The 22,444-nt window shown below is 56.0% G+C and carries 18 protein-coding genes; 10 read left to right on the top strand and 8 right to left on the bottom strand.

From position 1 onward, the window contains the following. Positions 1–80 precede the first annotated feature (80 nt). The 3 genes from betA to betI are packed head-to-tail and all read right to left on the bottom strand — an operon-like array spanning position 81 to position 3,867. Complete coding sequence (gene betA, locus F3I44_RS19960; RefSeq protein WP_150015022.1) at positions 81–1,763, bottom strand: choline dehydrogenase; 1,683 nt, start codon at positions 1,761–1,763, stop codon at positions 81–83. Between the two features lie 23 nt (positions 1,764–1,786). Beyond that, positions 1,787–3,259, bottom strand: coding sequence for a betaine-aldehyde dehydrogenase (gene betB / locus F3I44_RS19955; RefSeq protein ID WP_150015020.1), 1,473 nt, complete (start codon positions 3,257–3,259; stop codon positions 1,787–1,789). Between the two features lie 14 nt (positions 3,260–3,273). Next, a complete protein-coding gene (gene betI / locus F3I44_RS19950; protein WP_150015018.1) occupies positions 3,274–3,867 on the bottom strand; it encodes a transcriptional regulator BetI in 594 nt (197 codons plus the stop codon). 254 nt (positions 3,868–4,121) lie between these two features. Between betI and F3I44_RS19945 the strand changes: the two genes are divergently transcribed. The 4 genes from F3I44_RS19945 (at position 4,122) to F3I44_RS19930 (ending at position 8,943) form a co-directional block, all read left to right on the top strand. Continuing rightward, positions 4,122–6,152, top strand: a complete 2,031-nt coding sequence (locus F3I44_RS19945; RefSeq protein ID WP_150015016.1) for a choline transporter — start codon at positions 4,122–4,124, stop codon at positions 6,150–6,152. A 134-nt stretch (positions 6,153–6,286) separates the two neighbouring features. Continuing rightward, on the top strand, positions 6,287–7,648 hold the full coding sequence (locus F3I44_RS19940) for an MFS transporter (protein ID WP_150019573.1): 1,362 nt from the start codon (positions 6,287–6,289) through the stop codon (positions 7,646–7,648). Positions 7,649–7,794: 146 nt separating this feature from the next. Further along, entirely contained in the window at positions 7,795–8,007 is a 213-nt protein-coding gene (locus F3I44_RS19935) for a DUF1272 domain-containing protein (RefSeq protein ID WP_150015012.1), read from the top strand. A 288-nt stretch (positions 8,008–8,295) separates the two neighbouring features. Then, a complete protein-coding gene (locus tag F3I44_RS19930) occupies positions 8,296–8,943 on the top strand; it encodes a metallophosphoesterase (RefSeq protein ID WP_150015009.1) in 648 nt (215 codons plus the stop codon). 1 nt (position 8,944) lies between these two features. Here F3I44_RS19930 and rsmF read toward each other — a convergent pair whose 3' ends face one another. The 3 genes from rsmF to yebS are packed head-to-tail and all read right to left on the bottom strand — an operon-like array spanning position 8,945 to position 14,303. Beyond that, the gene (gene rsmF / locus F3I44_RS19925) at positions 8,945–10,411 is read right to left on the bottom strand and encodes a 16S rRNA (cytosine(1407)-C(5))-methyltransferase RsmF (protein ID WP_190285980.1); all 1,467 of its coding nucleotides are present in this window, start codon (positions 10,409–10,411) and stop codon (positions 8,945–8,947) included. A gap of 45 nt (positions 10,412–10,456) precedes the next feature. Continuing rightward, complete coding sequence (locus F3I44_RS19920; RefSeq protein WP_150015003.1) at positions 10,457–13,090, bottom strand: PqiB family protein; 2,634 nt, start codon at positions 13,088–13,090, stop codon at positions 10,457–10,459. Then, a complete protein-coding gene (gene yebS, locus F3I44_RS19915; protein WP_150015000.1) occupies positions 13,059–14,303 on the bottom strand; it encodes a membrane integrity lipid transport subunit YebS in 1,245 nt (414 codons plus the stop codon). The genes F3I44_RS19920 and yebS overlap by 32 nt, the downstream gene beginning before the upstream one ends. Positions 14,304–14,517: 214 nt before the next feature. Here yebS and F3I44_RS19910 point away from each other — a divergent pair, with 214 nt between their 5' ends. From F3I44_RS19910 to htpX, 4 genes are all read left to right on the top strand, one after another. Further along, on the top strand, positions 14,518–15,018 hold the full coding sequence (locus F3I44_RS19910; RefSeq protein WP_150014997.1) for a GAF domain-containing protein: 501 nt from the start codon (positions 14,518–14,520) through the stop codon (positions 15,016–15,018). A 96-nt stretch (positions 15,019–15,114) separates the two neighbouring features. Continuing rightward, positions 15,115–15,816 carry an RNA chaperone ProQ gene (gene proQ, locus F3I44_RS19905; protein ID WP_150014994.1) on the top strand — a complete coding sequence of 234 codons (702 nt, stop codon included), beginning with the start codon at positions 15,115–15,117 and terminating at the stop codon, positions 15,814–15,816. A gap of 19 nt (positions 15,817–15,835) precedes the next feature. Further along, positions 15,836–17,875 carry a carboxy terminal-processing peptidase gene (prc, locus tag F3I44_RS19900; RefSeq protein WP_150014991.1) on the top strand — a complete coding sequence of 680 codons (2,040 nt, stop codon included), beginning with the start codon at positions 15,836–15,838 and terminating at the stop codon, positions 17,873–17,875. A 243-nt stretch (positions 17,876–18,118) separates the two neighbouring features. Next, positions 18,119–19,000: a protease HtpX gene (gene htpX / locus F3I44_RS19895; protein WP_003852678.1), complete on the top strand. Its 882-nt coding sequence runs from the start codon at positions 18,119–18,121 to the stop codon at positions 18,998–19,000. Between the two features lie 339 nt (positions 19,001–19,339). Here htpX and F3I44_RS19890 read toward each other — a convergent pair whose 3' ends face one another. Further along, positions 19,340–20,710, bottom strand: coding sequence for an MFS transporter (locus F3I44_RS19890; RefSeq protein ID WP_150014988.1), 1,371 nt, complete (start codon positions 20,708–20,710; stop codon positions 19,340–19,342). A 187-nt stretch (positions 20,711–20,897) separates the two neighbouring features. Between F3I44_RS19890 and kdgR the strand changes: the two genes are divergently transcribed. Then, on the top strand, positions 20,898–21,689 hold the full coding sequence (gene kdgR, locus F3I44_RS19885; RefSeq protein ID WP_150014985.1) for a DNA-binding transcriptional regulator KdgR: 792 nt from the start codon (positions 20,898–20,900) through the stop codon (positions 21,687–21,689). A gap of 30 nt (positions 21,690–21,719) precedes the next feature. On the opposite strand, the gene F3I44_RS19880 is transcribed toward kdgR, so the two are convergent. Next, positions 21,720–21,956: a YobH family protein gene (locus F3I44_RS19880; protein WP_150014982.1), complete on the bottom strand. Its 237-nt coding sequence runs from the start codon at positions 21,954–21,956 to the stop codon at positions 21,720–21,722. 212 nt (positions 21,957–22,168) lie between these two features. Between F3I44_RS19880 and F3I44_RS19875 the strand changes: the two genes are divergently transcribed. Further along, complete coding sequence (locus tag F3I44_RS19875) at positions 22,169–22,441, top strand: YebO family protein (protein WP_150014979.1); 273 nt, start codon at positions 22,169–22,171, stop codon at positions 22,439–22,441. The last annotated feature ends 3 nt before the right edge of the window (positions 22,442–22,444 follow it).

Below are 22,444 nucleotides of genomic sequence, written 5' to 3'. Positions count from 1 at the left end.
AAAGGGGAATCGTTAAAACCCTGCATAAAAAAAGCCGGGCAACAGTGTGCCCGGCCATTATTACGTGACACCGTCACAAATTACTCTGCGCGCTGCGGCACCGTGCGAACCGGCGCGTCACCCGCGACATAGTAAGAGGCGGTGCTGCGTGGCAGCGGCTCGCGGCCTCGGATCTTATCGGCAATCTTCTCACCAATCATGATGGTGGTGGCGTTCAGATTACCGGTGATGATCAGCGGCATAATTGACGCATCCACCACGCGTAATCCCTGCAATCCATGCACACGTCCTTCGCCATCCACGACGGCCATCGGGTCATTACCCATCTTACAGGTGCCGCACGGATGATAGGCGGTTTCGCCGTGGTTACGCACGAACTCGTCCAGCTGCTCATCGGTCTGACAATCCAGACCCGGACTGATTTCACGGCCACGATATTTATCCAGCGCTGGCTGGTTGATGATCTGGCGCGTAATGCGGATTGCATCGCGGAACTCATGCCAGTCCTGCTCATGCGACATGTAGTTGAACAGAATAGCCGGATGACGACGCGGATCGCGTGACTTCAGGCGCACATGACCGCGGCTTGGCGAACGCATTGAGCCGACGTGACACTGGAAGCCGTGGGCATCAACGGCGTTAGACCCGTTGTAGTTAATCGCGACCGGCAGGAAGTGATACTGAATGTTCGGCCAGGTAAATTCTTCACGGCTGCGGATAAAGCCGCCTGCCTCAAACTGGTTGCTGGCGCCGATACCGGTGCCGTTAAACATCCACTCTGCACCGATTTTCGGTTGGTTCCACCACTTAAGGGCCGGATAGATAGAAACCGGCTCTTTACACTCATACTGGAGATACATCTCCAGATGGTCCTGCAGGTTTTCACCCACGCCCGGCAGATCGTGAACCAGCGGGATGTCGAATTGCTTCAGCAGCTCAGGCGAACCGACGCCAGAACGCTGCAGGATCTGCGGCGAGGCGATAGCGCCCGCGCACAGCAGCACTTCACGGCGAGCGGTCACTTTGTTAATCGTATTGCTGTCGCCCTGCAGATACTCCACGCCAACCGCGCGCTTGCCGTCGAAGATGATGCGATCGGTGGTGGCATGCGTAATGATCTTCAGGTTGGGGCGGCCTTTGGCCATGTCGAGATAGCCACGCGCGGTGCTGGAACGGCGTCCGTTTGGCGTCACGGTACGATCCATCGGACCGAAACCTTCCTGCTGGTAGCCATTCAGGTCGTCGGTGCGCGGATAACCCGCCTGTACACCTGCCTCAATCATCGCTTCAAACAGCACGTTGTTGCCCGCTTTCGGCGTTGCGACACACACCGGGCCATCGCCGCCGTGGAAATCGTTCGGGCCGATGTCGCGGGTTTCCGCTTTACGGTAGTAGGGCAGGCAGTCCAGATAGCTCCAGTTCTCCAGGCCAGGTTCGCTGGCCCAGTTGTCCAGATCCATCGCGTTGCCGCGGATGTAGCACATGCCGTTAATCAGTGATGAACCGCCCAGGCCTTTGCCGCGACCACACTCCATGCGACGGTTGTTCATGTAAGGCTCTGGCTCGGTTTCATATGCCCAGTTATAACGTTTGCCCTGCAGCGGGAAGGCAAGGGCCGCAGGCATCTGGGTGCGGAAATCAAAACGGTAATCCGGGCCGCCCGCTTCCAGCAGCAGGACGCTCACGTTGCTTTCTTCGGTAAGACGGGTCGCCAGAACGTTACCTGCGGATCCGGCTCCAATAATAATGTAATCAAATTCCATTCGTCGTTCCTCAGGTTAAGTGATTAAAAGACAGACTGAAAACGCGTCAGCTCAACCTGCACGGACTTCACCTGGGTGTAGCTCTGCAGCGTCATCAGGCCATTCTCGCGGCCAATGCCGGAGTGCTTGTAGCCACCCACCGGCATCTCTGCGGCGGACTCGCCCCAGGTGTTGATCCAGCAGATACCGGCTTCGATCTGATGAATCACGCGGTGCGCTTTATTCAGGTCCTGCGTCACCAGTCCGGCGGCCAGACCAAATTCGGTGTCGTTGGCGCGGCGGATCACTTCTTCTTCGGTTTCATAGCTCAGGATCGACATCACCGGCCCGAAGATCTCTTCACGGACAATCTTCATCTCATCACGGCAGTCGGTGAACACGGTTGGTGCCACCCAGGCACCCTGGTCGAAATCACCACCGGTCAGCCGTTTACCGCCGCACAGCACGCGTGCGCCTTCAGCAATGCCGGATTCGATGTAGCGCATCACGTTGTCGCGATGGCTGAAGCTGACCAGCGGACCAAAGTTGGTAGCCGGATCACGCAGATCGCCTGCTTTAATACGGGCAACGCGTTCGCTGATTTTGGCCTCGAACGCCGCCTGCAGTTTTGCAGGGATAAAGACGCGGGTGCCGTTGGTGCAGACCTGACCGGAGCTGTAGAAATTCGCCATCATGGCGATGTCAGCGGCCAGATCGAGATCGGCATCATCAAAGATAATCAGCGGTGATTTACCGCCCAGCTCCATGGTGACCTCTTTCAGCGTTGAACCCGCTGCATTGGCCATCACTTTTTTTCCGCTGACAACGCCGCCGGTAAAGGAGACTTTATCGATGCCAGGATGCTCAGTCAGTTGCTGACCCGTGACCGAACCGATGCCCGGCAGCACGTTGAATACGCCATCCGGCAGGCCCGCTTCGGTGTAGATTTCTGCCAGCTTCAGGGCAGTAAGCGGAGTCATTTCACTGGGTTTGAAAATCATCGCGTTACCCGCAGCCAGCGCAGGTGCGGATTTCCACAGGGCGATCTGAATCGGGTAGTTCCAGGCACCAATGCCCGCTACCACGCCCAGGGGTTCGCGGCGGGTATAAACAAAGGAGGTTTCACGCAGGGGGATCTGCTGACCCTCCAGCGCCGGAACCAGACCCGCGTAGTACTCCAGCACGTCTGCACCGGTGACGATATCGACCGCTGAGGTTTCGCTGTAAGGCTTACCGGTATCGAGCATTTCCAACTCCGCCAGCTCATCATTACGCTCACGCAGGATATCGACGGCGCGACGCAGGATGCGTGAACGCGTCATGGCGGTCATCGCGGCCCAGACCTTCTGGCCTTTTCTGGCGGCAGCAACGGCGCGATTGACATCTTCCTGGCCGGCGGCATGAACCTCTGCCAGGACCTCGCCGTTGACCGGGTTAATCGTCTGGAACGTTTCGCCAGACGCTGCGGCAACATAAGCGCCATCGATGTAGAGTTTCTGCTCGGTGAATCGGGACATGTTTTCTCCTTCCGTTATTCGTGCTCGCCAGCCAGTTGCTGACGGATGAATTGGGTGGTCAGTGTGAGGGCGATAGCGGGATCGAATGGCTTACCGCTCAGCGCGGCGCGCAGCCACAGACCATCGATCAGGGCAGCCAGGCCGTGCGCGGCCAGGCGTGCTTTATCCAGCGGCAGTTCACGCCGGAATTCGACCACCAGCGTCGAGTAGAGCCGACGGCTGCTGACCCGCTCAAGGCGGTTAAGCTGGGGCTGATGCATACTACTGGACCAGAAGTCGAGCCAGGCTTTCATCACCGCCGTGTGCACCTGTGTTTCATCAAAATTTCCATCAACAATGGCACACAGCCGCTGTTCTGCGGAGGCATCGGCCAGCGGTTTCAGCCGCAACAGGACTGCCTCGCGTAGCTGACGCGTCACATCGCGCATCGTAGCTTCCAGTAAACCGTTCTTGTCCTTGAAGTAGTGACTGATGATGCCGGTTGAGACCCCCGCCCGCCGGGCGATCTGGGCAATCGTGGCATCATTAATCCCCATTTCATTAATCGTGCTCAGGGTCGCATCAATCAGTTGCCGACGACGTATCGGCTGCATCCCTACCTTTGGCATAGCTCCAGCTCCACCCTCAAATCGAACCTCTATTTAATCTTTTTTTGATTGCACGTTCAATATAAAAAGAAAATTTGTTAGGATGCTGTTTTTTAAATGTAGCGTAAGCGAAACGGCAATGAGTGCTAAAATAGGCTGGTTGTCATAGCGATTAACAGGAAGTGACAGAACGAAACAGAGCCGCACGGCCTGAAATCCGTGAGCGGCAAGACGTATCCATTGCGTATTTTCAGGACATTAACCAGAGGTAATCGATGAATAATCCACCTACCGGTGAAAAAGACAGACTCAATCCCGTTGTATTTTATACCTCTGCCGGATTGATTCTGACATTTTCACTTGTGACGATTCTCTACAGTGAACTGGCCGCGAGCTGGATCCTCAAGGCGGTCAACTGGGTTTCCGCCACCTTCGGCTGGTACTACATGCTGGCTGCCACGCTCTATATTGTCTTTGTGCTCTATATGGCCTGCTCACGCTTTGGCTCTATTAAGCTCGGGCCGGAGCACTCAAAACCCGAATTCAGCGTGCTCAGCTGGTCCGCCATGCTGTTTGCCGCCGGGATCGGCATCGACCTGATGTTCTTCTCTGTCGCCGAACCGGTGACACAATATATGCAGCCGCCGGAAGGAGCAGGGCAGACGCTGGAAGCCGCCCGCCAGGCGATGGTCTGGACGCTATTCCACTACGGACTGACCGGCTGGTCGATGTATGCGCTGATGGGCATCGCGCTGGGCTACTTCAGCTACCGTTATAATCTGCCGCTGACTATTCGTTCGGCGCTCTATCCCATCTTCGGTAAACGCATCTATGGCCCGATTGGTCACACGGTAGATATCGCAGCCGTGGTCGGCACCATCTTTGGTATCGCCACCACATTAGGGATAGGGGTCGTACAGCTGAACTACGGCCTGAAAGTGCTGTTTGATATCCCGGAAGGCCTGACCGCGCAGACCGCGCTGATTGTTCTCTCCGTAGTAATCGCCACCATCTCTGTGACGTCGGGTGTTGATAAAGGGATTCGTTTCCTCTCCGAACTCAACGTGATCATGGCGCTGGGCCTGATTCTGTTTGTGCTGTTCTTCGGCAACACCGAGTTCCTGCTGAATGCGCTGGTGCTGAACGTTGGCGATTACATTAACCGCTTCATGGGGATGACGCTCAATACCTTTGCCTTTGATCGTCCAACCCAATGGATGAATAGCTGGACGCTCTTCTTCTGGGCGTGGTGGGTGGCCTGGTCGCCGTTTGTCGGCCTGTTCCTGGCGCGTATCTCACGCGGTCGTACCATCCGTGAGTTCGTGCTGGGCACGCTGATTATTCCGTTCACCTTTACGCTGCTGTGGCTGTCCGTGTTCGGTAACGCCGCGCTGTATCAGATCATTCACGGCAATACGGAATTTGCGCAGGAAGTGATGAACCATGCTGAGCGTGGCTTCTACAGCCTGCTGGCACAGTATCCGGCGTTTAAACTCAGTGCATCGGTTGCCACCATCACCGGCATGCTGTTCTACGTGACCTCTGCGGATTCCGGCTCGCTGGTGCTGGGTAACTTCACCTCGCGGCTGAAAGACATCAACAGCGATGCGCCGAACTGGCTGCGCATCTTCTGGTCCGTGGCGATTGGGGTGCTGACACTGAGCATGCTGATGGCCAACGGTGTCACTGCCCTGCAGAACACCACGGTGATCATGGGACTGCCGTTCAGCTTTGTGATCTTCTTTGTGATGGCGGGTCTGTTTAAATCGCTGAAGATTGAGGATCACCGCCGTGCCAGCGCCACGCGCGACACCGCGCCCTATCTGGCGCATGCGACCGACCGCCTGACCTGGAAGAAGCGTCTGTCACGCCTGATGAACTACCCGGGTTCGCGTTATACCCAGCAGATGATGGAAAAGACCATTTTTCCGGCGATGCAGGAAGTGGCGAAAGAGCTGGAACTGCGTGATGCCCGCGTCACGCTGGAAAGCGTCGAGGCAGATGAGGCGAACCCGATTGGCTATCTGGATCTGCGCGTCCATCTGGGCGAAGAGCAGGACTTCATCTATCAGGTCTGGCCGCAGCAATATTCGATTCCGGGCTTTACCTATCGCGCCCGCAGCGGTAAGTCGACCTACTATCGACTGGAAACCTTCCTCATGGAAGGCAGCCAGGGTAACGACCTGATGGATTACAGCAAAGAGCAGGTGATCATCGACATACTGGATCAGTATGAGCGACACCTGAACTTTATCCATCTCAACCGTGAAGCGCCGGGCAGCAATATCAGCTTCCCGAGCGTGTAAGCCAGGCCCGTCAGCAGTGTGCTGGCGGGCTTTTTTTTGCCATCGGCTGAGTGCAATGCTCCGTGGCCTGCCGATATCGACTATCTTTAGGGCTTTGCTGGCCTGATGCCTGAAGGGTATAGACAGGGAGTCATATGGGAAAAATATTCAGTACGTTTCTGCCGCTCTACACCACCACGCTGCTGATGCTGCTCGGTTCCGGTCTGCTGACCACCTATGTCTCTCTACGGCTGGCCAGCGAGCAGGTTAACGGCGCGCTGATTGGTGCAATTATCGCGGCAAACTATATCGGGCTGGTCATTGGCGGCAAGGTGGGGCACAACCTGATCGCCCGCGTCGGCCATATCCGCGCCTACGTCGCCTGCGCCGGGATCATTACCGCCTCTGTAGTGGGTCACGGCCTGACGGACTTTATTCCGCTGTGGGTCTTTCTGCGTCTGATTATCGGACTCTGCATGATGTGCCAGTACATGGTGCTGGAGAGCTGGCTCAACGATCAGGCGGAATCGTCGCAGCGTGGCATGATTTTCGGCTTATATATGGTCGCCACCTACCTTGGACTCAGTGGCGGACAGGTGATACTGAGCCTGCAGACCGGATTTGGTGTAAGTACGCTGCTGATTGTCGCACTCTGCTTCGCGCTTTGTCTGGTACCCATCGCGCTGACCACCCGCACCCATGTCAGGCCGATGACACCCGCACCCATGGAACTGGGCTATTTTATCCGCACCATCCCCAAACTGCTCGGCACCACGCTGGTCACCGGCATGGTAATTGGTGCCTTCTACGGTCTGGCACCGGTTTATGGCAGCAGCAAAGGCTTCACCACCAGCCAGACAGGCTATTTTATGAGTCTTACGATTTTTGCCGGGCTGGTGTCGCAGTTTCCGCTGAGCTGGCTTTCTGACCGTTACGATCGTCAGCGACTGCTGTTTATCATCGCGATGCTGTTCGCCGTCATCTGCGTCCCGCTGATCCTGCTGCCGCATCTGACGTTTGACTGGATGATCGGCATCGCCTTTGCCGCCAGCATGATGCAGTTCGCGCTCTATCCATTGCAGGTGGCGCTGGCCAATGATCAGGTTGCCGCCGAGCGCCGCGTATCGTTAACCGCCTGTCTGCTGATGGCGTTTGGTATAGGTGCCAGTATCGGCCCGCTGGTGGTGGGTGCGCTGATGCAGCCGCTGGGCAGCAATATGCTCTATCTTTTCTTTGCGCTCTGTGCGCTGGTGATTGGCGGACTCAGTTTTGTCCGTGCGCCAGGTCCGCTTCCCACAACCGAAGTGCCGCTGCCACATGTGGTCATGCCTGACAGTCTGGCGACCTCGCCACTGGGTGCTGCACTGATTCCGACGCTGGAAGAGGAGGTGATTCAGGCGTCAATGGGCGGGCAGGAGCCGGAAGAAAAGAGCGATGAAGATGCTGAAACGGCTGACGAAGAGGTGTTGCCCGATGCTCATCCAGGTGATGTTCGCGAAGATCCGCGTCATAAATAGCCGCGACAGGGCAGCACGTTGTTCGCCCCTCTCTGCGGGATTAAATGCATGATGTCCTGATCTGGCTCACTTCTGTCCGGTCGCTGGCTCGACATCCGGGCCAGCAGCGGCGATGCTGGGTAACCCGCTTCTTCAGGAGTCACGCCATGCTGGAACTGCGCCCTAACTGTGAACGCTGCGACGTCGATCTGCCGCCATCCTCTCTGGCGGCACGTATCTGCTCGTTTGAATGCACTTTCTGCGCTGACTGCGATGAGCATTTCGCGCATGTTTGTCCCAACTGCGGTGGTGAACTGGTGCGCCGTCCGGTGCGTCCGGCAGAAAAGTTACAGAAATATCCGGCTAAAATGCGCAGCTGATCTCAAATGACGACGAATACATCAGGGGCAGAATAGCCTGCGTGACACAATGTCGTTATGATGAATTTCGTCCCTGACAGAGCTACCACCTTAACTGAGTGCCGGAGATAAGCGCCGGGAGGGACGCACTTTTCAGACGCGTTAAATTTCTCATCCACCGACAGCGTGACGCCTTTGCTGGCAGCCTTCGTTGCACTCTGCTTTCTATCTCCTTCCTCTTGTTCATGCTCTTCATGGCCAGCACTTATACTCTCAGGATATTTTCGGCACAGAGAGGCACATGCACCGATGTATTATCACGTCCTGAATGGCGCAGAGTGGCGACGGATCTGGGTGGTGGGTGATATTCATGGCTGTCGCCGTGAACTGGATGCGCTGTTGCAGCAGCATCAGTTTAATCCACAGCAGGATTTACTGATTTCGGTTGGCGACATCATCGATCGCGGGCCAGACAGTCTGGGCTGTCTGGTCCTGCTGGACGAGCCGTGGTTTCGCTGCGTGCGTGGGAATCATGAGGAGATGGCGCTGTCCGCGTTACAGGGTCAGGATATGGCGCTCTGGCGGATGAACGGCGGCGACTGGTTCTTCCGGCTGCGGAGCGCGGCGTTAATCGTGGCACGTCATGCGTTGCGGCGCTGTGGTGAACTGCCGCTGATACTGCATCTGCAATTGGGTGAGCGCACTGTTGTGATTGCCCATGCGGATTATCCGGCCCGTGAATACGCGCTGAATAAGCCACTCGACTGGCAAAAGGTGGTCTGGAGCCGTCAGCGGCTGGAGGGTATGGCGTCAGGGGAGCAGGCGGGCATCCGTGGCGCAGATGCCTTTTACTTTGGTCATACACCGCTGAAACAGCCGCTGACGATTGCTAATCTGCATTACATTGATACCGGCGCAGTGTTTGGCAATCATCTGACGATGCTGCAACTCAAGTGACTCAGCGGAACAGGCGTCCGTCGCGCACCAGTTCGCGGGGATAGCTGTTCTTGATGCGGCTGCCGACTTTCTTCGCCAGCCCCAGCGGCTGCTGCTGCCAGGTAACAATCATCTCATTGTTTGCCGGGGCGGTTTCCGGATAGATATCGCGCCCGCGATACCACTCTTCTGCTTCGGCCGCCGTGAGCTCAAAGGTCTGCGTCGCATCAGGTTGCGCAAGTGCTATCACCGCTTCATGTTGCCAGCGATAGCCTTTAGGAAAGGTTTCTGCCAGCTTCAGGCCAATGCGCGAGAAGCGCACTTTGCCCAGCAGCGGGGTGACGGCTTTAGGGAACAGCCAAATCTCTTTATCACGCTGCCAGAGTTCCAGCGAGTCATTCCATTTTAGAGAGACTGCGGCGGCGGCCTGTACGATCTCACTTTCCAGCTGACGGCTGAGATGGGAGAAGGGCAGCTTACCCACTTTGTAGCCCGGCAGCGGTAAAGGCTCGACTGATGCCGTTTTACGCAGACGCGCCACGAAAAAGCCTTCGCTGTCGAACATCTGCGGGAAGACATGCAGATAGCCCTCGGGCGTCGCGGCCTGATCACCACCCTCAAACAGCCTGTCGAGCGGCACGGCCTCAACCGCGTCCGGATAGCGCTGCAGCAGCCAGTCAATCACCTGCTGATTCTCAATCTGATTCAGGGTGCAGGTTGAATAAACCAGTGTGCCACCGGGTTTGAGTGCGTGAAAGGCACTGTCGAGCAGATCGCGCTGGGTCGCGGCGATCTCTTTGGTACTCGCCAGCGACCAGTTTTTCAGTGCATCCGCATCTTTACGCATCACGCCTTCGCCGGAGCAGGGGGCGTCCAGCAGGATGGCATCAAACTGTTCCGGCAGGGCTGGCCCGAAGACCCGCGCGTCAAAGTGCGTCAGGGCACTGTTGCTGACGCCGCAGCGGCTGATATTAGCGTGCAGCACCTTGACCCGGCTGGAGGAGAATTCGTTTGCCAGGATTACGCCCTGATTGCCCATGCGCGCCGCAATCTGGGTAGTTTTGGAACCCGGTGCCGCCGCCATATCCATGACGGCGCTGACCTGTGGCTGAGCATCAAACAGGGCGGTTACGGGTAGCATGGAGCTGGCTTCCTGGATGTAAAACAGGCCGCTGAGATGTTCAGCCACGCTGCCCAGCGGCAGGCTCTCATCTTCCCGGCTGATCCAGAATCCCTCTTCGCACCACGGCACCGGCGTCAGCTGCCACTCATACCCGGCGGTCTGGCTCAGGAAGTCAGCCACGCTGATCTTCAGGGTGTTGACGCGAATACTGCGGCGCAGGGGTTGCTGACTGTAAGCGATAAACTGCGCGAAGCTCGCCTCATCGGGCAGGCTCTGACGCATTAACGAGAGAAAATCGGCGGGGAAAAGCGAAGAAGCATCTGACACGGGCACATTCCAGTTAAGGCAAAGGCGGCAGTGTACCATGAGGAAAGAAAACGGGCAGCCAGGCTGCCCGTTTGAGAGTGTGAATTAGCGCGGAGACGGAATCGCCGTTCCCCAGTTACGCCACTCTTTCGGCGCTTCGTCCTGCAGCAGGAAGTGTTTATCCGGCGTCGCCTGCGGAGCCAGCGGCACCGTTGGCGGGGTGGCAAACTGAATACCGCCGCGAATAAACTGCTGGAAGGTCCCGGTTTTCACCACGCCGCCCACCAGACCGAAGTCGAGGTTGTAGCCGGACGCCAGCCAGAACACCGAGTTATTCCGCACCAGATGCTGATACTTCTTACTGATGCGCAGGGCGATCTGCACGCGGTCCGCCATATTTCCCAGTGACGTGCCGGTGACGGTACCCACTTCCACACCCCGGAACAGCACCGGCGTACCCAGCGACAGCGAACCCGCCTCAGTGGCATCAACATAGATGTTCAGGCCATTGAGGTAGCGCGAATCGGTAATGGTGCTCTCCTGCAATTCAAAGGTGCGTGCGGCACCGCCTTTGCCCGGATCAACGTTGACGTACGGCTGTAACAGGGTCTCCAGATGATTCACGCCGGTAGCGGAAATCTCCGGTGAAACCACCGAGAACCGGCTGCCGAGGCGGGCAAAATCATTCACATACTCAGGGTAAAGCACAGCTTTTGCCACGACCTGATTGTTATCTTTGCTTAACGACAGTGATTCCACCTGACCGACGTTGATACCCAGATAACGAATCGGCATCCCGGCAGAGAGTTTGCTGGCGTCATAGGTGTGCAGCGTAATCTGACTGCCCACCGCGCGGGCGGCGGTTTCAGAGGAGTAGAGCATGCGTTTGGCCCCTTTCACCGACTGCGCACCACTCATATTGTCGAAGCTGATTGCGCCTTTCAGCGCACGGTTAAGCGGCGAAGCCTGCACTGTCAGGCCGCTGCCGTTAAGACTGACGCGTGCGCCACCCTCAGCCCAGAACACGCTTTCGCTGGTCAGCAGCTTGCGATATTCCGGCCGAATATGCACCGCGATATCAAACGCGTCAGCGCGCGGCGTCACTTTGACAATCTCGCCCACCTGGAATTTACGGTAAAGCACGACCGAACCGGCCTGCACGTCAGGCAGGCTGTTGGCGGTCAGCATCAGCGTCGTGGACGGGCCATCACCAGTGATCCCTTCGTCCGCTTTTTCAGCATCGGCAAACAGCGGATAGGCCGTTTTCGGCTCGCCTTTTTTGCCAGGCTCCAGCCGGATGCCGCCATCCACCCACTCACGGGCGCTGGCACCTAATACCTGCATGCCATCCAGACCAAACTTCACATCGAGGCGGCTGTTGACGATAAATTTGCTGTCGCCATGCACCAGATTGCGATTTTCAGGATTGACTGCCACCACGAAGTTGACGCCATTTTCATCCAGTGAACGCGACATCACCTGACCAATCTGCATGCCATGCAGCATCAGCGGCTGGCCCTGATCGATACCGTAGCTCTCTGGTGCGCTGAGTTTGACCGTGAGCACGTTGGGTTTCTGCAGCAGGGTCTCGTTCGACGCCAGCACGGTGTAGTGCTGCTGCGGCTCGCCTTCACCCGGCACCAGCTCCAGCGTGTTACCGGTCAGCAGTGCGCTGAGGCTGGTATCGGTCAGGCTGATTTTCGGGCTGTGCATCTCGATGCGGGTACCGCTGCGCATCAGGCCGACCACAGAAGGATCAATCGTCAACTCGCCGGTCACCTTACCGCCATCCAGCAGGTTCAGTTTGGTCAGCGTACCGACCTCCAGGCCCTGGTACATCAGCGGCGTGCTGCCGGCCTTGAGATTTTTACCGTTGGGCAGATCAAGCGTAATCTGTACGCCGCGCTGGCTGTGCGCCAGATCGGGATAGAGCCGGTAGTTCTGCTCCGCTTTGGCGGTTTCTGCCCCCTGCGGTGAGTCAAACGCAATCGCACCATTAACCAGCGCCGCCAGACTCTCCAGCTGGACTTTAGCCCCGCTCAGGCTGACGTCCGCATTGACGCCCGACACGTTCCAGAAGCGGCTGTTGGTCTTCACCAGATTGATAAAGCGACGGTCAATCAGCACATCAATCGCCACGCCATCGGCTTTATTATCAATACTGTAGTCATAGACCCGGCCAACCGGGATCTTGCGATAGTATACCAGCGAGCCAGTGTTGAGTGAGCCGAGATCGGGCGCATGCAGATGGATCATCAGTTCGCCGGTATTCACCCGGTATTTAGGCTGCGTATCCAGTGCGGTAAAGGCTTCGCTGGGTTTACCTTTACCCGGCATCATCCCGATGTAGTTACCGCCGACCAACGCATCCAGACCCGATACGCCCGCCAGTGAGGCTTTGGGCGTCACCAGCCAGAACTGCGTATCCTCACGCAGCGCGTCGCGCATGTCGCTTTTGATGCTGGCTTTAATCTGGATGCTGCGATAATCGTCGCTGAGATTAATACCCTGCACGGTGCCCACTTCCACGCCCTGATAACGGATCGGGGTGCGACCCGGCACGATACCATCTGCCGTCTGGAAATTGATGGTAATGGTGGTGCCGCGCTCCTGATAATTGGTCCAGAGCAGCCAGCAGGCGATCAGCATCGCAATGACCGGCAGCAGCCAGAAGGGCGAAATTTTGCGCTTATTACGCAGCGTTGCGTTAGTCGGTGTAGTCGGCGTTTCCTGTTGCATGTGCATCCCAGAGCAGGCGGCTGTCCAGCCACTCAACAGACATAATGGTCAGGATGACGGCCGCGCCAAAAAACAGCGCAGCCGGTCCCATGGTAAAAGCCAGCAGCTGATCACGGTTGACCAGCGACATGGTTAACGAAATGACAAACAGATCGAGCATGGACCAGCGGCCAACCCAGGTCACAAACCGCAGCAACCGGATACGGGTCCTCAATCCCTGTTCACAGCGAAAATGAATGCTGAGCAGCAGCGTCAGCATGACCAGCACCTTAGTGAACGGCACCAGAATACTGGCGATAAACACAATCGCTGCCACCGGAATGTTGCCTTCACCCAGCCCCAGGATGCCAGAGAAGATGGTGTCCTCGCGCCGTGAACCATTCAGGTAAACCACGGAAATGGGCATCAGATTCGCGGGAATCAGCAGGACAATTGAGGCGATTAGCGCGGCCCAGGATTTTTGCAGGCTGTGGCGGCGTCGGAAGTCGAGCGGCGTATGGCAGCGCGGGCAGCGGCCCCGTTCGTCCGGTATGCTGGTGTTGTGACAGTTCAGACAGACCTGCATATCGTCACGTGCCATATTGCCGGGGCTTTGCGGGTAAAAATGCTCCCACAGCTGCTCCATATTCAGGTGGATCAGCGTCAGCACGCTCAGCACCGTCAGGGCGATATAAGCCCCGAGACCGTAGCCAATTTCCAGCGAAGCATAGTCCTGCACTTTAATCGACGCCACGGCAATACCGATCAGATAGATATCGAGCATCACCCACTCTTTGAGCTTCTCCAGCATCAGCAATACCGGTCGCAGATTCATACCGAGCCGATTGCCGATGCCGAGATAACAGATGCCGGCCACCAGCGTCACCGGCGCACCGATGGTGCAGAACGCCACCATTGAGGCCGTCAGCACATCACCCTGCTGGGTCATCTGAATCACCCCTTCCAGCACGCTGGCATTTATGCGCATACCCAGCAGGCGGATATCCACCAGCGGCAGGGAGAAAGCAAAGGGCATTAACACGATCATGGTGGCGGCCATCGCCATAAGACGGGTCATGGACCAGTCGCGACCACTGAGAATCTCGGCGTTGCAGCGCGGGCAGTGTGCCGACTGATGCGATTTCACATCCGGTAAGGAAAAAAGGGTATCGCATTGCGGGCAACGCTGATAACGTGCGTGAGGCAATGTCTGGCTGATAGCGTGAATTTTCATAGGGTGATGCAATTTTCGCTCTTCAGAGGGAACAGATATCGGTCATTAAGACATTGTCTGTGTGCCTGTCTCGGGCATCACGCTTCGATCCACAGAATGCTAAGGGTATAGCAACTAACGCTATGATTCACCTTGTGGCTCTGGATATTTAAAACTTATTTTTAACGAACGGTCTCTATTGCCCCGTTCAGATGTCATTGGTAACGGTCAAATAATGAACAAAACTGCCTTTTACGCCGATTTGAATCGGGATATGCGCGCCTTGCTGGCGGGAGAAACGGCGTTCTTCGCCGCGATGGGAAACTTTAGCGCGCTGCTGTACGAACGTCTCGATGGCGTGAACTGGGCAGGTTTCTACCTGCTGACGGAAGCCGATACGCTGGTGCTTGGCCCGTTCCAGGGTAAAATCGCCTGTGTGCGCATTCCGGTCGGTAAAGGTGTGTGTGGCACGGCGCTGGCAGAAGAAAAAGTGCAACGCGTTGATGATGTGCATGCTTTCCCGGGCCACATCGCCTGTGACGCTGCCAGTAATGCTGAAATTGTGATTCCTCTGAAAGTGAATGGCACTGTGGTTGGGGTGCTGGACATCGACAGCGTTGAGTACAATCGCTTTGACAGCGACGACGAATCGGGGCTGGTCACACTGACTGATGGGCTTTGTGAAGTGCTTGCGAACAGCGACTTAGAAAAATATCTGCAGCTGACGCGCAGCTAATCGACTGGATCACATGGCATTTAGCGATGTTGTCATTATAATGTCGCCTGTTCATGCCTGCGCTGGTCGGCAAACCCGTTGTAATCAGGAAATTTCATGGAAAATCAACCTAAGTTGAATAGCAGTAAAGAAGTCATCACTTTTCTGGCGGAGCGCTTTCCGCACTGCTTTAGCGCTGAAGGTGAAGCGCGTCCGCTCAAAATCGGTATCTTTCAGGATCTGGTCGAGCGTGTTCAGGGCGAAATGGGTCTGAGCAAAACGCAGCTGCGTTCCGCGCTGCGTCTTTATACGTCAAGCTGGCGTTATCTGTACGGCATTAAAGCCGGTGCGATTCGTGTCGATCTCGACGGCAACGCCTGTGGCATGCTGGATGAACAGCACGTTGAGCATGCCCGCAAGCAGCTGGAAGAAGCCAAAGCGCGCGTTCAGGCGCAGCGTGACCAGCAGCGTGCTGCACGTCGTGAAGCGGGTGAAAGTGAAGAGGGTGCCGCACCGCGTCGTCCACGCAAGCCCGCGGCACGTAAGCCTGCAGAAGGCGATGCAGCACGTAAACCACGTCCGCAGACGACTGCTCCGCGTGCGACTGCCTCACAGCATCGCAAGCCAGCCCCACGTCCGGAGCAGGAAGCCCGTCCCATCACTGATACCTCAACTTTGCAACCCGGCCAGAGTATTAAAGTTAAAGCAGGCAAAAGTGCGATGGACGCTACCGTTCTGGAAGTCTCTAAAGACGGCGTTCGGGTCCAGCTCGCTTCCGGCATGGCAATGATTGTGCGCGCAGAACACTTGCAGTTCTGAAACGGAGGCTAACCCCGGCATGAACACCCTTTTTAAAGTTGGACTTATTGCGGGCCTGCTGTTAGCAGGCCCAACCTTCGGCGCAGAGAATATTACCCGCGCCGATCAGATTCCCCAGCTTCACGAAGACCCGCAGGATCCGACGGTCAGTGAGCGCGTCACGTCGCGCTTTACCCGTTCCCACTACCGCCAGTTCGATCTGGATCAGAACTTTTCCGCGAAAATTTTTGATCGCTATCTGAACATGCTCGACTACAGCCACAATGTGCTGCTGGCGTCCGATGTGGCGCAGTTTGCCAGCAAAAAAACCACCGTCGGCGATGAGCTGCGCAGTGGCAAGCTGGATCTCTTTTACGATATTTATAATCTGGCGCAGAAACGCCGTTTTGAGCGCTATCAGTATGCGCTGACGGTGCTGGCGCGTCCGATGAATTTCAGTGGCAATGACACTATCGACATCGATCGCGCCAAAGCGCCCTGGCCGAAAGATCAGGCTGAGCTGAATGCGCTCTGGGATGCCAAGGTCAAATATGACCAGCTGAGCCTGAAGCTGGCGGGTAAAACCGACCAGGAGATTCGCGACGTTCTGACCAAGCGTTATAACTTCGCGATTCGCCGTCTCGCCCAGAGCAACGGTGAGGATGTTTTCCAGCTGGTGATGAACGCCTTTGCCCGCGAAATCGATCCGCACACCAGCTACCTGTCGCCACGTAACACCGAGCAGTTTAACACCGAGATGAGCCTGTCTCTGGAAGGGATCGGTGCCGTGCTGCAGATGGATGACGACTACACCGTCATCAACTCGATGGTTGCGGGTGGACCGGCAGCGAAAAGCAAAGCCATCACGGTGGGCGATCGCATCGTCGGCGTCGGTCAGCCCGGCAAGCCGATGGAAGATGTGATTGGCTGGCGTCTGGATGACGTGGTGGCGAAAATCAAAGGACCGAAAGGCAGCAAAGTGCGCCTTGAGATCCTGCCTGCCGGTAAGGGTACCAAAACCCGCACCGTGACGCTGACGCGTGAGAAAATCCGTCTTGAAGATCGCGCTGTCAAAATGAGCATCAAGAATGTCGGTAAACAGAAAGTGGGCGTGCTCGACATTCCTGGCTTCTATGTTGGTCTGACCGATGACGTGAAAGTCCAGCTGCAGAAACTGCAGAAACAGAACGTCGACAGTGTGGTGATTGACCTCCGTACCAATGGCGGTGGTGCGCTGACCGAAGCGGTCTCACTTTCCGGCCTGTTTATTCCGAGTGGTCCGGTGGTGCAGGTTCGCGACAATAATGGTCGGGTACGTGAAGACAGCGATAATGACGGCGTGGTCTACTACAAAGGTCCGCTGGTGGTGCTGGTTGATCGCTTCAGCGCTTCCGCCTCTGAGATCTTTGCTGCCGCGATGCAGGACTACGGGCGTGCAGTGATTGTCGGCGAGCCAACCTTTGGTAAAGGCACTGTTCAGCAGTATCGCTCGCTGAACCGCATCTACGATCAGATGCTACGTCCGGAATGGCCAGCTTTAGGCTCCGTTTCTTATACCATCCAGAAGTTCTATCGCATTAACGGCGGCAGCACACAGCGTAAAGGCGTCACGCCGGATCTGCTGATGCCAACCGGCGTTGAAGCGGCTGAAACCGGTGAGAAATTTGAGGATAACGCGCTGCCGTGGGACAGCATCAAAGCGGCAAACTATACCAAAACAGGTGATGTTAAACCGCTGGTTGCGCAGCTGACGAAGCAGCATGCTGACCGTATCGCTCAGGATCGCGAGTTCCAGTACATTATGAAGGACATTGCCCGTTACAATGCCCTGAAAGATAAGCGCAACATCGTGTCACTTAACCTTGCTCAGCGCGAGAAAGAGAACCACGAAGATGATGCGTCACGACTGGAGCGAATCAACGCGCGCTATCAGGCCGAAGGCAAAAAACCGCTGAAAAACCTGGATGAGCTGCCGAAAGATTATAAAGAACCGGATCCCTATCTCGACGAGACGGTGAAGATCGCGAACGATCTTGCGCAACTGGAGAAATCACAGCCAGATGCGCCAGCGGCGAAATAATCCGCTGCTGCCAGAAAAGCACCGCAGAGCGGTGCTTTTTTTTGCACGCGGAAAAGTTTCCAGTAACCAATGATTAGGAATGGTTAACCCGTCTGCAGGCCGTGCCGCCCGGCAGACGTGTCAGAATGTAAAGTTATGTCTTTTTAGGCACTTAAACGTTAAGGTTGCTTGAAAAGCCGCCCAATGCTCATAGGATATGTATCCGCGTATAGGCGCGTGAACTACTGAGGAAGATTAACAAAAATGATGCGTATTGCTCTTTTCCTGATGACCAACCTGGCTGTGATGTTGGTATTCGGGCTGATTCTCAGCCTGACAGGGATCCAGTCAAGCAGTGTTCAGGGCCTGATGATCATGGCAGGCCTGTTTGGCTTCGGCGGTGCGTTTGTTTCACTGCTGATGTCGAAGTGGATGGCGCTGCGTTCGGTTGGCGGTGAAGTGATTGAACAGCCACGCAATGAAACTGAGCGCTGGCTGGTGGATACTATTGGCCGTCAGGCCCAACAGGCGGGCATTGCGATGCCACAGGTCGCGATCTATCACGCACCTGATATCAATGCCTTTGCGACGGGTGCGCGTCGTAACGCCTCACTGGTTGCTGTCTCGACCGGTCTGTTGCAGAACATGAGCCGTGATGAGGCGGAAGCGGTACTGGCACACGAAGTGTCGCATATCGCTAATGGTGACATGATCACCATGACGCTGATCCAGGGTGTGGTGAACACCTTCGTGATTTTCGTTTCACGTATTCTGGCACAGATTGCGGCGGGCTTTATGTCCGGTAACCGTGATGGTGAAGAGAGCAGCAACGGCAATCCGCTGGTCTACTTCGCGGTGTCGATGGTGCTGGAGCTGGTATTTGGTATTCTTGCCAGCATCATCACCATGTGGTTCTCGCGTCATCGTGAGTTCCACGCCGATGCCGGTTCAGCGAAGCTGGTCGGTCGTGAGAAGATGATTGCGGCGTTGCAGCGCCTGAAAACCAGCTACGAACCGCAGGAGCCGAGCAGCATGATGGCATTCTGTATCAACGGTAAAGGTAAATCGTTCAGCGAGCTGTTTATGTCGCACCCGCCGTTAGATAAGCGTATTGAAGCACTGCGCAGCGGTCAGTATCTGAAGTAGCGTTAAGCAGAGCAAATAAGGCGACCCTCGGGTCGCCTTTTCTGTTTTAGAAATCAGCATCAGATTGAATCTGACAGCAATATCTTAGCTCAACGAGCAGAGAACCCAGGCAGAGGAGGAAAGCGTCCCGACGCCTGGATAAAAACGCCGGGAGCGTTTTTAAACAACGCAAAGCGTTGGCCCGTTTACGGACGCACCTCAGGGATGAGGTGCGTAATGGTGCGGGACGACCGTCATGGATGACAGTCGTCTTTCCGATCTGACAGGGTTCCCTGTGCAGGCTCGACCATACAGCGAATCGGGTCACATTCTGTCAGGAGTTCGCCTTTTTCACAGCTATCAGGCGCGGGTCTGCGTCATGCGTGACACGCTCACCAGCGCCGCCACGGCGGCAAAGCTGCCCGCCAGCAGCAGCGAAACGTGCGTACCACGTTCATCAAACAGATTAAACATCAGCGCGACCAGCGCGGCTCCCATACTCTGGCCCAGCAGACGCGCAGTACCCAGCATGCCGCTGGCACCACCGCTGCGGTTACGCGGAGCAGAGGTGACAATCGTGTGGTTGTTGGGTGACTGGAACAGTCCGAAACCGGCACCGCACAGCATCATGCGCCAGATTATATCGCCATCATCCGGGTTTACCGGCAGCCAGGCGAGCAGGAACAGCCCCAGCGCGAACATCGCCAGTCCGATTCCCCCCAACAGCCCGGCATGTACCCGTTCAATCAGGCGGCCGGCAATCGGCGCAAATACCATCGTTGCCAGCGGCCAGGGCGTCAGCAACAGACCGGTTGCCACCTCATTACGCTGCAGGACGTTCTGCAGAAAGAAGGGCAGAGAAACCATCGCCAGCATCTGAGCGCAGAACGAACAGACCGATGTCCCCATCGACAGGCTGAAAATCGGGATACGCAGCAGATCAACCGGCAGCAGCGGTACCGCCATGTTGAGCTGACGACGAATAAAGAACCAGCCAATGACCAGCAGCGCAACGACCTCGGAGAGCACCAGCAGATGATTTTGTCCCTGGGCAAAACCGCTCAGAGCGGAGATGATCAGGCCGAAGAACAGGGCGTTCATGATCGCGCTGGGCACATCGAATTTTTGTGATGTGGCTTTCTGCGGGTTATCAGGCAGCGTTCGCAACGCCAGCCAGAGCGAAATGGCACCCAGCGGGACATTAATCAGAAACAGCCATTTCCAGCTGGCGACCGAGAGTATTGCTGCCGCTACCGTCGGACCAGCCGCAGTTGACACCGCCACCACCAGCGAGTTGATCGCCATGCCGCGTCCCAGATAACGCTGTGGATAGATAATGCGTATCAGCGCGGTATTTACACTCATCAGCGCCGCGCCGCCTAACCCCTGCAGCACACGGGCAAAGGTCAGCATGGTTAGCGTGGTCGAAAAGGCGCAGAACAAGGATGTCGCAATAAACAGTGCCAGGCCCGCCTGATAGACGCGGCGATAACCCAGCATGTCGCCAAGAAACGAAAGTGACAGCAGCGAGACGATAATCGCAATCTGATAGGCATTTACAATCCAGATGGACTGCGCCGGGCTGGCATTCAGTTCACGCGATATGGTCGGTAACGCGACATTGGCAATTGCGCCGTCTAATACCGCCATGGTCAGTCCCAGCGCAATGGTGACGATAGCCATATAGCGCTGACGCGTGGGTAATCCATCCTGAGGAGGAGAGAGTGTCATAAGTTAATTACTAAAGAGGGTGAATATCAACATGCTAATGAAATCAGCGCTGAAAAGCAGCGCCAGACCGGATAAAAAACTGTCTTAAAATATGATCCAATGGTTAAAACATTGCTGCCGTCCTGTGCATCACTCTATACTGACAGTCCGTTCCATTTTTTTTGAAACAGGTTTAACAAGGTGCGCAATGTCCTCTGCTGAAAATGATAAACAGCCCGATTCCGTCTCTTCGGTTCTTAAAGTATTCGGCATTCTGCAGGCGCTGGGTGAAGAGCGCGATCACGGTATAACCGAGCTTGCGCAGCGCGTGATGATGTCAAAAAGTACCGTCTACCGTTTCCTGCAAACCATGAAATCGCTGGGCTATGTGACACAGGAAGGTGAGAGCGAGAAGTACTCACTGACGCTGAAGCTGTTTGAACTGGGTGCTAAGGCGCTGCAAAACGTCGATTTGATCCGCAGTGCGGATGTGCAGATGCGTGAGCTGTCGCGTCTGACCAAAGAGACGATTCACCTGGGGGCGCTGGAAGAGGACAGCATTGTCTACATCCATAAAATCGACTCGCTTTACAACCTGCGCATGTATTCGCGAATTGGCCGTCGCAACCCGCTGCATACCACCGCGATTGGTAAAGTCCTGCTCGCCTGGCGCGATCGTAGCGATGTTGAGGAGATTCTGCGGGATGTGGAGTTCAAACGCAGCACGGCCAATACGCTGCTGAGCGCGCAGGCACTGATTACGACGCTGGATCAGGTCAGAGCACAGGGTTATGGCGAAGATAATGAAGAGCAGGAAGAGGGATTACGCTGCCTTGCTGTGCCGGTGTTCGATCGCTTTGGCGTAGTGATTGCGGGACTCAGTATCTCATTTCCCACCATTCGTTTTTCGGAAGATGCACGCCAGGATTATGTGGCGATGCTGCATCGGGCGGCGCGTACGCTCTCAGCCGAAATGGGCTATCACGACTACCCATTCTGAACAACGCGGGCCATCCGGCCCGCTTTATCACTAGTTATCGATCACTTCTCCGCTTTTCTTCAGCAACGGACACTCCGTCACGCCCACCACGCCACTGTCGGTATGCAGATACTGCGCGCTGATGACGCCGCGAGCGGTAAGATAGCTACACTGCAGGCCAAGTCCGGCGGCATTTTTAGTGCTGCCGGTTAACACGCCATAGCCGGTAAGCAGCATTGCCAGCCAGATCACCGCCAGCAAGCCTATTGTGCGAATAAACAGTTTCATTGTGCCTCCTTGTGAAAGATAACTCAGCGCGCCACCTGGTGCTGCCGGTTATGATGATATCAGCATGCCTTGCTTTTCTGGCGGGATCGATCAGAGATAACTGAAACGGCAAATTCTGCATTGCTGTATCTCCCATTATCTTTTGCGATAGCTACAGGTAGAATAGGTGGTTGCCATGTTCTGGCGTTTACACTGAGTTTTACGAGGCAGTTATGAATGAGTTAGCCGCAAATTCTGGCCCCCTGGTCAGCTATGGCCTGCTGGTCATTATTTTGATTGTGGCGTTTATCGCCTGGTTCTTTGTTAACCGGGCCAGCGTGCGCGCGGGTGAGCAAATCCGTTTACTGGAATCCTTACTGGAAGAGCAGAAGAAACAGAATCAGCTGCTGCGCCGTCTGATTGAGATGCAGCCTGGGGCAGAAAGTAAGAAAACCGAAGACGATCGGGAGAAGCGCGACTTTATCCGGTTAATCCCGGAACGTTAATCA

Origin of the sequence: Pantoea sp. F_5, from assembly GCF_008631595.1 — a bacterium.
Classification (GTDB): Bacteria; Pseudomonadota; Gammaproteobacteria; order Enterobacterales; family Enterobacteriaceae; genus Pantoea; species Pantoea gossypiicola.
This window is presented reverse-complemented; position numbering and strand designations above follow the sequence as displayed.

What these genes read in the sequence shown, in the direction of transcription:
- betA (WP_150015022.1), bottom strand. Translation starts at nt 1,763, where the DNA reads ATGGAATTTGATTACATTATTATTGGAGCCGGATCCGCAGGTAACGTT.
- betB (WP_150015020.1), bottom strand. Translation starts at nt 3,259, where the DNA reads ATGTCCCGATTCACCGAGCAGAAACTCTACATCGATGGCGCTTATGTT.
- betI (WP_150015018.1), bottom strand. Translation starts at nt 3,867, where the DNA reads ATGCCAAAGGTAGGGATGCAGCCGATACGTCGTCGGCAACTGATTGAT.
- F3I44_RS19945 (WP_150015016.1), top strand. Translation starts at nt 4,122, where the DNA reads ATGAATAATCCACCTACCGGTGAAAAAGACAGACTCAATCCCGTTGTA.
- F3I44_RS19940 (WP_150019573.1), top strand. Translation starts at nt 6,287, where the DNA reads ATGGGAAAAATATTCAGTACGTTTCTGCCGCTCTACACCACCACGCTG.
- F3I44_RS19935 (WP_150015012.1), top strand. Translation starts at nt 7,795, where the DNA reads ATGCTGGAACTGCGCCCTAACTGTGAACGCTGCGACGTCGATCTGCCG.
- F3I44_RS19930 (WP_150015009.1), top strand. Translation starts at nt 8,296, where the DNA reads ATGTATTATCACGTCCTGAATGGCGCAGAGTGGCGACGGATCTGGGTG.
- rsmF (WP_190285980.1), bottom strand. Translation starts at nt 10,411, where the DNA reads ATGGTACACTGCCGCCTTTGCCTTAACTGGAATGTGCCCGTGTCAGAT.
- F3I44_RS19920 (WP_150015003.1), bottom strand. Translation starts at nt 13,090, where the DNA reads ATGCAACAGGAAACGCCGACTACACCGACTAACGCAACGCTGCGTAAT.
- yebS (WP_150015000.1), bottom strand. Translation starts at nt 14,303, where the DNA reads ATGAAAATTCACGCTATCAGCCAGACATTGCCTCACGCACGTTATCAG.
- F3I44_RS19910 (WP_150014997.1), top strand. Translation starts at nt 14,518, where the DNA reads ATGAACAAAACTGCCTTTTACGCCGATTTGAATCGGGATATGCGCGCC.
- proQ (WP_150014994.1), top strand. Translation starts at nt 15,115, where the DNA reads ATGGAAAATCAACCTAAGTTGAATAGCAGTAAAGAAGTCATCACTTTT.
- prc (WP_150014991.1), top strand. Translation starts at nt 15,836, where the DNA reads ATGAACACCCTTTTTAAAGTTGGACTTATTGCGGGCCTGCTGTTAGCA.
- htpX (WP_003852678.1), top strand. Translation starts at nt 18,119, where the DNA reads ATGATGCGTATTGCTCTTTTCCTGATGACCAACCTGGCTGTGATGTTG.
- F3I44_RS19890 (WP_150014988.1), bottom strand. Translation starts at nt 20,710, where the DNA reads ATGACACTCTCTCCTCCTCAGGATGGATTACCCACGCGTCAGCGCTAT.
- kdgR (WP_150014985.1), top strand. Translation starts at nt 20,898, where the DNA reads ATGTCCTCTGCTGAAAATGATAAACAGCCCGATTCCGTCTCTTCGGTT.
- F3I44_RS19880 (WP_150014982.1), bottom strand. Translation starts at nt 21,956, where the DNA reads ATGAAACTGTTTATTCGCACAATAGGCTTGCTGGCGGTGATCTGGCTG.
- F3I44_RS19875 (WP_150014979.1), top strand. Translation starts at nt 22,169, where the DNA reads ATGAATGAGTTAGCCGCAAATTCTGGCCCCCTGGTCAGCTATGGCCTG.